Consider the following 13,111-nt stretch of genomic DNA (forward strand, 5'->3'; position numbering starts at 1 on the left):
GGCGCCCCCGCCGTTGTGGCCGGCGCCCCGCCGTTGTGGGCAATCGTTCCGCTGGGGCGGAACGGGTGGGCACAACGGAACGGCGCCCCTGCCGGCGCCCGAGGCTCCCGCGCCTTGACCCGCACCGAACGTGCGCCGCACGACGTGGTGCGGGTCGGGGCGCGGAACGCGGAGGCGCCGCTGAGGGGCGCCGTCCCGTGTGCCCACCCGTCCCACCCAGCGGGACGATTGCCCACACGGGGGTGCGGGAGGGGCACCGCCCAGCAGGGCGCGGGGCCCGCACGGGCGGGTGTCGGCCCGCCCGACACCGCCCCGCAGGGCGCGGGTGCGTCACAGGTGCGCTGCAGTGGCGGGCCGACCGGACGGACCCCCCGCCCCCGGCTCGTAGACTCGTCGCCGTGGACACGACCCTTCAGGACCCCCTCGTCGGGCGGCTGCTCGACGGCCGCTACCGCGTCGACGCGCGCATCGCCGTCGGCGGGATGGCCACCGTCTACCGGGCCGTCGACACCCGCCTCGACCGCGTCCTCGCGCTCAAGGTGATGCATCCGGCCCTCGCCGCCGACGCCGCCTTCGTCGAGCGGTTCATCCGCGAGGCGAAGTCCGTGGCCCGGCTCGCGCACCCGAACGTCGTCGGGGTCTTCGACCAGGGCGCCGAGGGCCCGTACGTCTATCTGGCGATGGAGTACGTCGCCGGCTGCACCCTCCGTGACGTCCTGCGCGAGCGCGGCGCCCTCTCGCCCCGTGCCGCGCTCGACATCCTGGAGCCGGTGCTCGCCGCGCTGGGCGCCGCGCACCGGGCGGGTTTCGTGCACCGGGACATGAAGCCGGAGAACGTCCTGATAGGGGACGACGGCCGGGTGAAGGTCGCCGACTTCGGTCTCGTGCGGGCCGTGGGCTCGGCGACGGCCACGACCGGCGCGGTCCTCGGCACGGTGTCGTACCTCGCGCCGGAGCAGATCGAGCACGGCACCGCCGACACCCGCGCCGACGTGTACGCCTGCGGCGTCGTCCTCTACGAGATGCTGACCGGAGGCAAGCCGCACTCCGGCGACACCCCGGCCCAGGTGCTCTACCAGCACCTGAACACCGACGTCCCCGCCCCCTCGGCCGCCGTCCCCGGGCTCGCCCCGGAGCTGGACGGGGTGGTCGCGGCGGCCACGGCGCGCGATCCCGAGCTCCGTCCGTACGACGCGGTCGCCCTGCTCGCCCTGCTCCGGGAGGCCCGTGCCGGGCTCGGCGACGAGCAGCTGGACGCGGAGCCCCCGCTCGCGCGGTCCGAGGCCCGGGACACCGCCGAGGACCGGACGAGCGTGATCGCCCGTCCCGCACCCGCGGAGACCGACGTCCTGCACACCGACCGGCTGCCCGCCCCGGAGGCGCCGCCCGCCGCCCGCCGCCGGCCCCCGCGCGGGCCCCTTCTCGTCGTCGTCGCCGTCCTGCTCGCCCTCGGCCTGGGCGCCGGCGTCTGGTACATCAGCTCCGGCCAGTTCACCCGGGTCCCCGCCGTCCTCGGCCGGTCCGAGGCCGCCGCGACCAAGCGCCTCGCCGACGCGGGTCTCGACGTCGGCACCACGAAGCGCGCCTTCAGCGACGTGTACGAGCGCGGCACGGTCATGGCCGTCGACCCGGCCCCCGGCGAGCGCGTCCGGGGCAACGACACGGTCACCCTCACGCTCTCCCGCGGTCCGCAGGTCGTGAAGGTGCCCAACCTCAAGGGCAAGCCCCTCGCGGAGGCCAAGCGCCTCCTGGAGGAGGAGGGGCTGGCTCCCGGGGTGATCACCCGGGAGTTCAGCGACTCCGTCGCGCAGGGCTCCGTGGTCGGTTCCGACCCCGAGCCCGGCACCGGGCGCAGCCCCGACTCGGCCGTCGCCCTGGTGGTCAGCAAGGGTTCCCCGATCGACGTGCCCGACGTCAGCGGCGAGACCGTCGCCGACGCCACGGCCGCCCTCCAGGAGGAGGGGCTCACCGTCCGGGTCGCCCCGGAGCGGATCAACTCCCCCGAGGACGCCGGCACCGTCGCCGCCCAGTCCCTCGCCGGGGGCAGCCGGGCCGCCGAGGGCGACGTCGTCACCCTCACCGTCTCCAAGGGGCCGAAGCCGGTCGAGGTCCCGGACGTGACGGGGCAGTCGGTCGCGGACGCGCGGGCGGCCCTGGAGGACGCGGACTTCGAGGTGGAGGTCAAGAAGTCCTTCCCCTACCTGGGCGACACGGTCGCGAGCCAGTCCGTGGAGGGCGGCGAGACCGCGCCCGAGGGCTCCACCGTCACCATCACGATCAAGGGACTCTAGAAACCCATGCGCAACCCCGTCGGCGGCCACGTCCCCGTGGCCGGTGGCCTCGCCACGGTCGGCCTCGGCTACGCCCGTGAGCTCGGAGCCGAGACCGTGCAGGTCTTCGTCGCCAACCCGCGCGGCTGGGCGACCCCGGTCGGCAACCCGGCCCAGGACGCGCGCTTCCGGGCCGAGTGCGAGGCCGGTTCGATCTCGGCGTGGGTGCACGCCCCGTACCTGATCAACTTCGGCTCCCACACCGAGGCCACGGTGGAGAAGTCGGTGGAGTCGCTGCGGCACTCGCTGCGCCGGGGCCGGGAGATCGGCGCCAAGGGCGTGGTGGTGCACACCGGCTCGGCGACCGGCGGCAGGCCCCGCGAGGTGGCCCTCGCCCAGGTGCGGGAGCGGATGCTGCCGCTCCTCGACGAGCTGACGCACGAGGACGATCCGTACCTGCTCCTGGAGTCGACGGCGGGCCAGGGCTTCTCGCTCTGCTCGCGGACCTGGGACTTCGGCCCGTACTTCGACGCGCTCGACCACCACCCGAAGCTGGGCGTCTGCCTCGACACCTGTCACGTCTTCGCGGCCGGCCACGACCTGGCGGGCCCGCAGGGGGCGGCGCAGACGCTGGACCTGCTGGTGGACACGGTCGGCGAGGGGCGGCTGAAGCTGATCCACGCCAACGACTCGAAGGACGTCGTGGGGGCGCACAAGGACCGGCACGCGAACATCGGGGCGGGTCACATCGGCGAGGAGGCCTTCGGAAAGCTCCTGCGCCACCCGGCCACCGAGAACGTGCCGTTGATCATCGAGACCCCGGGCGGCAAGGAGGGACACGTCGCCGACATCGAGCTCCTGAAGAAGCTCCGCGAGCGCCGCGGATGATCACTTCCCCTTGAGGAATACCCTAGGGGGGTATACGGTTCCTGAGGACGGCAGGAACCGCACACGAGGTTGGGGGCACCTCTCATGGAACACGAAGCGCACGCACATCACGGTCACGAGGGCCACGGGAGCCACGCGGGGCACGCGGAGCACGGTGACCACACCGGCCACGAGGGCCACGAGGGCCACGCAGGCCACCACGATCACGCGGCCCACGCCGACCACCACCAGAGCCACAACGGCCACGAAGGTCACCACACCCCCGGCGGCACCGTCTCCTGGTCCATGGCCGCCCAGGCCACCCTGCACTGCCTCACCGGCTGCGCCATCGGCGAGATCCTCGGCATGATCATCGGCACCGCGTTCGGCTGGGGCAACCTGCCGACGATGGTCCTCGCGATCATCCTGGCCTTCTTCTTCGGCTACGCGCTCACCCTGCGGGGCATCCTGAAGGCCGGCGTCGACTTCAAGACGGCCTTCAAGGTCGCCCTCGCCGCCGACACCCTCTCCATCGCCGTCATGGAGGTCGTCGACAACGGCGTCATCGCGCTCTGGCCCGGCGCCATGGACGCGCACCTCGGCGAGCCGCTCTTCTGGATCGTGCTCGCCGTCTCGCTCGGCATCGCCTTCGTGCTGACCACGCCGGTCAACAAGTGGATGATCGGCCGCGGCAAGGGCCACGCGGTGGTCCACCAGTACCACCACTGACCGCACCACGGACGGTCCGGAGCCGCTACAGCTCCGGGCCGTCCCCCGGTTCCTCCTGGTACGAGTAGCGCTGCTCCGTCCACGGATCACCGAGGTTGTGGTAGCCGCGCTCCTCCCAGAAGCCCCGGCGGTCGGCCGCCATGTACTCCACGCCCCGGACCCACTTGGGCCCCTTCCAGGCGTACAGGTGCGGGACGACGAGCCGCAGCGGGAAGCCGTGCTCGGCGGTGAGCAGTTCCCCGTCCTTGTGGGTGGCGAAGATCGTGCCGTCCGCGGCGAAATCGGCGAGCCGCATGTTGGCGCTGTATCCGTACTCGGCCCAGACCATCACGTGCGTCACGTGGGGGGCGGGTGGAGCGAGCTCCAGGATCGTGCGGGCGGGGACACCGCCCCATTCGGCCCCGAGCATGCTGAACTTCGTGACGCAGTGCAGGTCGGCCACGACCGTGGAGAACGGAAGGGCCGAGAACTCCTCGTGGTTCCAGCACCGCTTGTCGCCGTCGGCGGTCGCCCCGAAGACGCGGAACTCCCAGCGGTCGGGCTTGAACTTGGGGACGGGCCCGTAATGGGTGACCGGCCAGCCGCGCTGCAGCCGCTGCCCCGGGGGCAGATCCGGCGGAAGGTCCGGAGAACGATCCGGCCGACCCGCTTCCCGGTGTACTCCGCTCTCCGGCTGACCCATGCCATCCATGGTGACAGACCGCGAGGGGTGGTCATGACCAGGCGACCACACGGGTGGCACGATTCGGGCAACTGCGACTAAGCCTGCACTTACTGGACGCCCCCCATGCGGGGTGCGAGGATGCGGCCATCCCGCCCGGTGACGGCGTAGACACGTAACGTGGAAGGAGCCTGGAGCGATGCAGGGCGACCCCGAGGTCCTCGAGTTCCTCAACGAGCAGCTGACCGGCGAGCTGACGGCCATCAACCAGTACTGGCTGCACTACCGCATCCAGGACAACAAGGGATGGACGAAGCTCGCCAAGTACACCCGCGAAGAGTCCATCGACGAGATGAAGCACGCGGACAAGCTGACCGAGCGCATCCTGATGCTCGACGGCCTGCCCAACTACCAGCGGCTCTTCCACGTGCGGGTCGGCCAGACGATCACCGAGATGTTCCAGGCGGACCGCCAGGTCGAGGTGGAGGCGATCGACCGCCTCAGGCGCGGGATCGAGGTCATGCGCGCCAAGGGGGACGTCACGTCCGCCAACCTCTTCGAGGAGATCCTGGCCGACGAGGAGCACCACATCGACTACCTGGACACGCAGCTGGAGCTGATCGAGTCCCTGGGTGAGGCGCTGTACGTCTCGACGCTGATCGAACAGCCCAGCTAGGGCCGCTCTAGGCGGCTTCCGGCAGCGCGGCCGCTTCCGACGCCAGGGCGGGCACGCCCTGGTCCAGGAGCTCGCGTCGCGGGCAGCTGCCGCGCCCGAGGATGGCCTGGATGCGACGGACGCAGGAACCGCAGTCCGTGCCGGCCTTGCTGGCCGAGGCTATCTGGCGGGGCGTGCACGCGCCCGCGTCCGCATGCTCCTTGACCTGCTTCTCCGTGACACCGAAGCATGAGCAGACGTACACGCGGTCCACCTCCCGCCGAGATCGTTAAGGCTAACCTAACCTTACCTGGCGTCCCGGAAGCCCAAAAGACCCGGATGCGGAGATGGGGCACGGATCACAGCGATCCGTGCCCCGTCTCCGTAGACCTCTGGCTACTGGTCGCGGTACATCTCCGCCACCAGGAACGCCAGGTCGAGCGACTGGCTGCGGTTGAGCCGCGGGTCGCAGGCCGTCTCGTAGCGCTGGTGCAGGTCGTCGACGAAGATCTCGTCGCCGCCGCCCACGCACTCGGTGACGTCGTCACCGGTGAGCTCGACGTGGATGCCGCCCGGGTGGGTGCCCAGCGCCTTGTGGACCTCGAAGAAGCCCTTGACCTCGTCGAGCACGTCGTCGAAGCGGCGGGTCTTGTGGCCGGAGGCGGCCTCGAAGGTGTTGCCGTGCATCGGGTCGGTGACCCAGGCGACGACCGCACCGGAGGCGGTGACCTTCTCGACCAGCTCGGGGAGCTTGTCGCGGACCTTGTCGGCGCCCATGCGGACGATGAAGGTCAGCCGGCCCGGCTCGCGGTCCGGGTCGAGACGGTCGATGTACGTGAGCGCCTCGTCCACCGTGGTGGTCGGGCCGAGCTTGACGCCGATCGGGTTGGCGATCTGCGAGCAGAACTCGATGTGCGCGTGGTCCAGCTGGCGGGTGCGCTCGCCGACCCAGACCATGTGGCCGGAGGTGTCGTACAGCCTGCCGGTGCGCGAGTCCGTACGGGTCAGGGCGCCCTCGTAGTCGAGCAGCAGCGCCTCGTGGGAGGCGTAGAACTCGACGGCCTTGAACTCGGCCGGGTCGGTGCCACAGGCCTTCATGAAGTTCAGGGCGTTGTCGATCTCGCGGGCGAGCGCCTCGTAGCGCTGGCCCGAGGGGGACGACTTCACGAAGTCCTGGTTCCAGGCGTGGACCTGGCGCAGGTCGGCGTAGCCACCGGTGGTGAAGGCGCGGACCAGGTTGAGCGTGGAGGCGGAGGCGTTGTACATCCGCTTCAGGCGCTCGGGGTCCGGGATGCGGGCCTTCTCGTTGAAGTCGAAGCCGTTGACGGAGTCGCCCCGGTAGGTGGGGAGCGTCACGCCGTCGCGGGTCTCGGTCCCCTTGGAACGGGGCTTCGAGTACTGGCCAGCGATGCGGCCGACCTTCACCACGGGCACGGAGGCCGCGTAGGTGAGGACGGCGCTCATCTGGAGCAGCGTCTTGAGCTTGGCCCTGATGTGGTCGGCGGACACGGCGTCGAAGGCCTCGGCGCAGTCGCCGCCCTGGAGCAGGAACGCCTCGCCACGGGCGACGGCTCCCATCCGGGCGCGCAGCTGGTCGCACTCGCCGGCGAAGACGAGCGGAGGATACGACTCGAGGTCCGCGATCACATCGCGCAGAGCCTCGGCATCGGGGTACTCGGGCTGCTGCGCCGCGGGCAGGTCTCGCCAGGTCGCCTTGGCGACGGCGTGGGATTCGGCGTTCACGGTCACAAGCACCACAGTAAGGGGTTCTTCGTCCGGTCCTGTCCCTCTGCTCAATGGCTGAGACGCGCGCCTCCCGCGCCCCCACCCGAAATGTCCGCCGAGGATCTTCCGGTCGTCGAGTGGTGTTACCCTCTGGCCCGTTTGACAAGAGCAGAGCCGAACTCACAGGGGTGGGCGTGACCCAGAGGCACCGCAGGGATCGCAAGAAGAAACGACTCTTGTACGGAGCGGCGGCCGCTGTCGTCGCCACCGCCACCATCGGCACCATCGCGGTCGCCTCGCCGGGCCTCCTCGGCGCGACGGGCGACGGTCCCGGGGGGGACCTTCCCCTCCAGAGGCAGTTCGCAAACGCGGCCCGCGAATTCGACGTGCCGCAGAGCGTGCTGATGGCGGTGTCGTACCGGCAGACGCGGTGGGAGTCGCACGAGGGGCAGCCCAGCACCACGGGCGCGTACAACGTCATGGGGCTGACGAAGGTCGACCCCGAGGACATCGAGCAGGACACGGACGAGCACCTGCTCGACCTGATGAACCGGAGCGGCGACCCCCGCGTCGAGAAGCGGTTCGACGGGAAGAAGGCGCTGGCCGCCCTCCCTGAGGCGAAGACGAAGGTCGACACCTCTGACCCGGCGCTGCACACCCTCGACAAGGCCGCCGGGCTGATCGACGACTCGACCGAGTCCGTGCAGAACGACACCGCCGCCTCGATCCGCGCCGGTGCCGCGCTCCTCGCCGAGTACCAGAAGCAGGCCGGCGCCGAGCTGTCCGACGACCCGGGCGCCTGGTACCCGGCCGTGGCCCGCTACAGCCAGTCCGAGGACCGGAAGGGCGCCGACCTCTTCGCGAAGCGCGTCTTCGAGTCCATCAGGACGGGTGAGCGGGAGACCACCGCCGACGGCGAGCAGGTCGTCCTGCCCGCGGACCCGTCGGTGAAGCCGGTCGAGCCGTCGAACGTGCCGCTCGCGGCGAGCTTCACGGCCACGACCGAGACCCCGGCGGTCGGGTGCCCCTCCGGCCTCGCCTGCACCTTCATCCCCGCCGCCTACTCGCAGAACGACGGCAACTACAACATCGCGAGCCGTCCCGCGAACGGCTTCGACGTCCGCCAGATCGTCATCCACGACATCGAGGGCGACCACGACGGGGCGGTCTCCGTCTTCCAGAACCCGCTGAGCTACGCCAGCGCCCACTACATCGTGCGCGCCGACGGCCGCGTGACGCAGATGGTGGAGACGAAGAACGAGGCGTACCACGCCGGCAACAAGACCCTCAACATGCACTCGATCGGCATCGAGCACGAGGGCTACGCCATCAAGGGCGACGCCGGCTGGTACACCGAGCCGGAGTACGAGTCCTCCGCGGCCCTCGTGAAGTACCTGGCCGCGAAGTTCTCGATCCCGCTGGACCGCGAGCACGTCATCGGCCACGACGACGTGCCGAGCATCCTGGACGGCACGCGGCAGGACCACTGGGACCCGGGCCCGTTCTGGGACTGGAACCACTTCATGGGCCTGGTGGGCGCCCCCACCGGAGCCGGTGGCGCGGGCGGCCCGCTCCAGGCCGGACAGATGGTGCGGATCGTCCCGCCCTTCACCTCGGCCAACCAGCAGTCGATGAAGTACACGGAGGACGGCGTCACCAAGACCACCGTGGCGCTGCCGGTGAACTTCGGCTACCTCTACTCGGAGCCGGTGGCCGACCAGACCAAGGCGCTGACCGACCCGTACGTCCAGGCGAACTGGCAGGAGGGCGCCAACTGGACGAACAAGGTCACGGCCGGCAGCACCCACGTCGTCGCCGAGTCGCGCACCGACTGGACCGCCGTCTGGTACGGCGGCAAGAAGGCCTGGTTCTACAACCCCGGCGGCCAGTACACGGCCCCGGTGAAGACGGGCACGGCCATCACCGCCAAGGACGGCGCCGCCTCGATCCCCGTCTACGGCCGCACCTACCCCGAGGACGCCGCCTACACGGGCACCGGCGTCCCGGTGCAGGCCAACAACAGCGCGTCGCTGACGAAGTACAGCCTCCCGGCCGGGCAGCTGTACGCCAAGGCCGGTGACCCGGTTCCGGGCGACTACTACTACAGCGCCTACAACACCGACGGCACCCGTGTCGTCGGCACGACCAACGTCTTCGTCCCGATCCGCTACAACCACCGCATCTCCTGGGTGAAGGCGAGCGACGTCAAGGAGGTCGCGACCGCGCCTCCCGTCGCCACGAACAACCGCTACAACCTCCTCGCCCGCGACACCTCGGGCGTCCTCTGGCAGTACCAGGGCACCGGCAGCGCCACCGCGCCCTTCCTGACCCGGTACAGGGTCGGCGGCGGCTGGCAGATCTACAACGCCGTCACCCCGCTGACCGCGCTCCGCGCCGACGGCACCGGTGACGCCGTGGCCCGTGACGCCTCCGGCGTGCTCTGGTACTACCAGGGCAGCGGCAACCCGTCCGCGCCGTTCAAGGCCCGGCTGAAGACCGGTGGCGGCTGGCAGGTCTACGACCGGATCATCGGCGTCCGCGACCTCACCGGGGACTCCAAGCCGGATCTGATCGCCCGCGAGAAGTCGGGCGTGCTGTGGCTGTACAAGGGCACCGGCACCCCGGCGACGCCGTTCGCGCCGCGCGTGAAGATCGGCACCGGCTGGCAGATCTACAACGACGTCGTCAGCACCGGAGACCTGACGTCCGACGGCAAGCCGGACCTGATCGGCCGCGACGGCACCGGGGCGCTCTGGCTGTACAAGGGCACCGGCAGCGCCACCGCCCCGTACGCCGCGCGCGTCAAGGTGGGCACCGGCTGGCAGATCTACAACAGCGTCACCGGACCGAGTGACCTCACCGGTGACGGCAAGGTCGACTTCGTCGCCCGTGACGGCGCCGGCGTCCTGTGGCTGTACAAGGGCACCGGCAGCGCCACCGCCCCGTACGCCGCGCGGGTGCAGGTCGGCCCGGGCTGGCAGCCCTACAACCTGATCTTCTGATCGAGCAGTCCGACCGGCCCCGGGGCCCGGCGCGCACCGTCCACGGTGCGGACCGGGCCCCGTTCGCGTGCCCGGCCGGGTTACAGTGCTCACGTGTACGCGCACTCGAACCAGAACTGGTGGTGGACCGCTCATCCGGCGGCCCACTGATCTCGCGTACACCGACAGACACGCGAAGGCCGCCCGAGGGGCGGCCTTTCTCGTACCCGGGGCCGTTCCTCCTCTCCGCACTCCGCTCGGAAGGAACGACACGCCCCATGGACCTCTCCCGTCTCCTCGACGACTCCTGCCCTCCCTTCGCCCTGCTGCGCCGCCGCACCCCCGGCCGTGACCACGACACCGTCGAGGTGCTGATCGGCCGGGTCCACGAGGCCGGACGCCTCGCGGACCTGCCCGTGGGACCGACGCCCACGCTCGCCCTCGTGCCGTTCCGGCAGATCCGGGAGCGCGGCTTCGACGTGCGGGACGACGGCACCCCGCTCTCCGTGCTCGTCGCCGACGAGGCGTACGAGCTGCCGCTCGCCGACGCCCTGGCCGCGCTCCCCTCCCACGACGTACGGGTGGAGGGCGGCGGCTTCGACGTCTCCGACGAGGCCTACGCGGAGACCGTGCGACGGGTCGTCGACGAGGAGATCGGCTCCGGCGAGGGCGCGAACTTCGTGATCCGGCGCACCTACACCGGCGGGATCCCGGGCTTCGGGCGCGCCGACGCGCTCGCCCTGTTCCGGCGGCTGCTGGCGGGCGAGCGGGGCGCGTACTGGACGTTCGTCGTGCACACCGGGGAGCGGACGCTCGTCGGGGCGAGCCCCGAGGTGCACGTCCGGATGTCGGGAGGGACGGTCGTGATGAACCCGATCAGCGGCACGTACCGCTACCCGGCCGGGACGGCCCCGACCGCCGAGGACCTGCTCGCCTTCCTCGCCGACCGCAAGGAGACCGAGGAGCTCTCCATGGTGGTGGACGAGGAACTGAAGATGATGTGCACGGTGGGCGACATGGGCGGCGTGGTGGTCGGGCCGCGCCTGAAGGAGATGGCCCACCTCGCGCACACGGAGTACGAGTTGCGGGGCCGGTCCTCGCTCGACGTGCGGGAGGTGCTGCGGGAGACGATGTTCGCGGCGACCGTGACCGGCTCGCCGGTGCAGAACGCCTGCCGGGTGATCGAGCGTCACGAGGAGGGCGGCCGGGGGTACTACGCGGGCGCGCTCGCCCTGCTCGGCACGGACGGGAGCGGGGCGCAGACCCTGGACTCCCCCATCCTCATCCGTACCGCCGACATCGCCGCCGACGGCCGGCTGCGGGTGCCGGTGGGGGCCACGCTGGTGCGGCACTCGGACCCCGAGGGCGAGGTCGCCGAGACCCACGCCAAGGCGGCGGGCGTCCTCACGGCCCTGGGGGTCCGGGAGGGCCGGCCGGCCGGCCCGTCGGCCCCGGTGCCGCCGCGGCTCGCCGACGACCCCCGGGTGCGGGCCGCGCTCGACGCGCGCCGCGCGGACCTCGCGCCGTTCTGGCTGAAGATGCAGGCCCGCTCCGCGGAGCTGTCCGGGCACGCGCTCGTGATCGACGCCGAGGACACCTTCACGGCCATGCTGGCGCACGTCCTGCGCTCCTCGGGCCTGGAGGTGTCGGTGCTCCGCTACGACGAGCCGGGGCTGCGGGAGCTGGCCCTCGCCCACGAGGGGCCGGTCGTCCTGGGGCCCGGGCCCGGGAACCCCTCGGACGCCGCCGACCCGAAGATGCGCTTCCTGCGCGGCCTGACGGCCGAGCTGGTGCGGGACCACCGCCACGGCCTGCTGGGCGTCTGCCTCGGGCACGAGCTGATCGCGGCCGAGCTGGGCCTGGACATCGTCCGCAAGCGGACCCCGTTCCAGGGGGCACAGCTGCGGATCGACCTCTTCGGCCAGGAGCAGACGGTCGGCTTCTACAACAGCTTCACCGCACGCTGCGACGACCGGACGGCGACGGAGCTCGCGCTGCACCGCATCGAGGTGAGCCGGGACGCGGAGACCGGCGAGGTGCACGCCCTGCGCGGGCCGGGCTTCGCGGGCGTGCAGTTCCACCCGGAGTCGGTGCTCACGACGGACGGGGCGGCGCTGACGGCCTCCCTGCTCGCGGGGGTGCTGGTCTAGTGCTGGTCTAGGAGGCCCTCGGCACCAGGACGTTCTCGCTGTGCCGTCCCGCGACGTGGTCGAGGACGTTCTGGAGGGTGGTGTCGATGATCTGACGGACCGCGTCGGCCGTGTAGTAGGCCTGGTGGGAGGTGACCACCACGTTCGGGAAGGTGACCAGGCGGGCCAGGGTGTCGTCCTCGACGCCCCCCAGGGACTTGTCGAGGAAGAAGAGCCCGGCCTCCGCCTCGTACACGTCCAGGCCGACACCGGTGAAGCGGCCCGCGCGGAGCTCGGTGACGAGGGCCTCGGTGTCGACGAGGCCGCCGCGGCTGGAGTTCACCAGGATGGCGTCGTCCTTCATGGCCCTGAGGGCGGCGGCGTCGACGAGGTGGTGGGTGGCCTCCACGAGCGGGACGTGGAGGCTGATGAGGTCGGCCTCGGCGAGGAGCCGGTCCTTGTCGACGTACTCCATGCCGAGCTCCACGCAGGCGGGGTTCCGGGCGACGTCCCAGCCGAGGAGGTTCATGCCGAAGCCGTGGGCGATGCGGGTGAAGGCCTCGCCGATCCTGCCGGTGCCGAGGACGCCGGCGGTACGGCCCCGCAGGTCACGGCCCATCAGTCCGTCGAGCCGGAAGTCGAAGTCGCGGGTCCGGTTGGAGGCGCGGACGATCCGGCGGTTGACGGCCAGGGCGAGGGTCCAGGCGAACTCGGCGACGGAGTACGGCGAGTAGGACGAGACCCGGGCGACGGTGAGGCCGAGTCGCTCGGCGACCTTCAGGTCGATGTTGTTGAAGCCCGTGGAGCGCTGGGCGATCATCCGGGTGCCGCCGGCCGCGAGGATCTCCAGGACCCGGTGGTTCAGGTCGGCGTTGACGCTCGTGGAGACGACCTCGTAGCCGACGGCGATGGGGGCGGTGTCCTCGTCGAGGAAGACGTCCAGGCAGCGGACGTCGTGGTGCCCCGCGAAGGCCTTCTCCAGGAGGGGCCTCTCGTCCGCCTGTACGCCGAATGCCAGGATCTCCACGAGGTCCCCTCACCGTCACGATGGGCCGCACATGCTCGATGTGCACGATATGCGCGATGCGCGCGAA

General features: G+C 71.3%; 11 protein-coding genes. 7 read left to right on the forward strand and 4 right to left on the reverse strand.

The features are described 5' to 3' along the window. Positions 1-398: 398 nt before the first annotated feature. The 3 genes from pknB (at position 399) to IE180_RS13865 (ending at position 3,866) form a co-directional block, all read left to right on the forward strand. Positions 399-2,291: a Stk1 family PASTA domain-containing Ser/Thr kinase gene (gene pknB / locus IE180_RS13855; protein ID WP_190157154.1), complete on the forward strand. Its 1,893-nt coding sequence runs from the start codon at positions 399-401 to the stop codon at positions 2,289-2,291. Between the two features lie 6 nt (positions 2,292-2,297). Beyond that, positions 2,298-3,158, forward strand: a complete 861-nt coding sequence (locus IE180_RS13860) for a deoxyribonuclease IV (RefSeq protein ID WP_190157155.1) — start codon at positions 2,298-2,300, stop codon at positions 3,156-3,158. An 84-nt stretch (positions 3,159-3,242) separates the two neighbouring features. Continuing rightward, positions 3,243-3,866 (forward strand): DUF4396 domain-containing protein, encoded by a 624-nt coding sequence (locus IE180_RS13865; protein WP_190157156.1) that lies wholly within the window; start codon positions 3,243-3,245, stop codon positions 3,864-3,866. Positions 3,867-3,891: 25 nt separating this feature from the next. On the opposite strand, the gene IE180_RS13870 is transcribed toward IE180_RS13865, so the two are convergent. Further along, a complete protein-coding gene (locus IE180_RS13870) occupies positions 3,892-4,548 on the reverse strand; it encodes a sulfite oxidase-like oxidoreductase (protein ID WP_190157157.1) in 657 nt (218 codons plus the stop codon). Between the two features lie 178 nt (positions 4,549-4,726). Between IE180_RS13870 and bfr the strand changes: the two genes are divergently transcribed. Next, on the forward strand, positions 4,727-5,203 hold the full coding sequence (gene bfr / locus IE180_RS13875; protein ID WP_123451457.1) for a bacterioferritin: 477 nt from the start codon (positions 4,727-4,729) through the stop codon (positions 5,201-5,203). A gap of 7 nt (positions 5,204-5,210) precedes the next feature. On the opposite strand, the gene IE180_RS13880 is transcribed toward bfr, so the two are convergent. Both IE180_RS13880 and IE180_RS13885 read right to left on the reverse strand, forming a co-directional pair. Next, the gene (locus tag IE180_RS13880) at positions 5,211-5,456 is read right to left on the reverse strand and encodes a (2Fe-2S)-binding protein (RefSeq protein ID WP_190157158.1); all 246 of its coding nucleotides are present in this window, start codon (positions 5,454-5,456) and stop codon (positions 5,211-5,213) included. A gap of 122 nt (positions 5,457-5,578) precedes the next feature. Continuing rightward, positions 5,579-6,940 (reverse strand): class II 3-deoxy-7-phosphoheptulonate synthase, encoded by a 1,362-nt coding sequence (locus IE180_RS13885; RefSeq protein ID WP_373302759.1) that lies wholly within the window; start codon positions 6,938-6,940, stop codon positions 5,579-5,581. 161 nt (positions 6,941-7,101) lie between these two features. On the opposite strand from IE180_RS13885, the gene IE180_RS13890 reads away from it, so the two are divergent. The 3 genes from IE180_RS13890 (at position 7,102) to IE180_RS13900 (ending at position 12,038) form a co-directional block, all read left to right on the forward strand. After that, positions 7,102-9,909 carry an N-acetylmuramoyl-L-alanine amidase gene (locus IE180_RS13890; RefSeq protein WP_190157160.1) on the forward strand — a complete coding sequence of 936 codons (2,808 nt, stop codon included), beginning with the start codon at positions 7,102-7,104 and terminating at the stop codon, positions 9,907-9,909. A 93-nt stretch (positions 9,910-10,002) separates the two neighbouring features. Then, the gene (locus tag IE180_RS37500) at positions 10,003-10,059 is read left to right on the forward strand and encodes a trp operon leader peptide (RefSeq protein WP_223766914.1); all 57 of its coding nucleotides are present in this window, start codon (positions 10,003-10,005) and stop codon (positions 10,057-10,059) included. Between the two features lie 107 nt (positions 10,060-10,166). Further along, positions 10,167-12,038, forward strand: a complete 1,872-nt coding sequence (locus IE180_RS13900) for an anthranilate synthase family protein (protein ID WP_190157162.1) — start codon at positions 10,167-10,169, stop codon at positions 12,036-12,038. A gap of 7 nt (positions 12,039-12,045) precedes the next feature. On the opposite strand, the gene IE180_RS13905 is transcribed toward IE180_RS13900, so the two are convergent. After that, positions 12,046-13,044, reverse strand: coding sequence for a 2-hydroxyacid dehydrogenase (locus tag IE180_RS13905; protein ID WP_190157163.1), 999 nt, complete (start codon positions 13,042-13,044; stop codon positions 12,046-12,048). Positions 13,045-13,111: the final 67 nt, after the last annotated feature.

Origin of the sequence: Streptomyces litmocidini (assembly GCF_014649755.1) — a bacterium.
Lineage (GTDB): Bacteria > Actinomycetota > Actinomycetes > Streptomycetales > Streptomycetaceae > Streptomyces > Streptomyces litmocidini.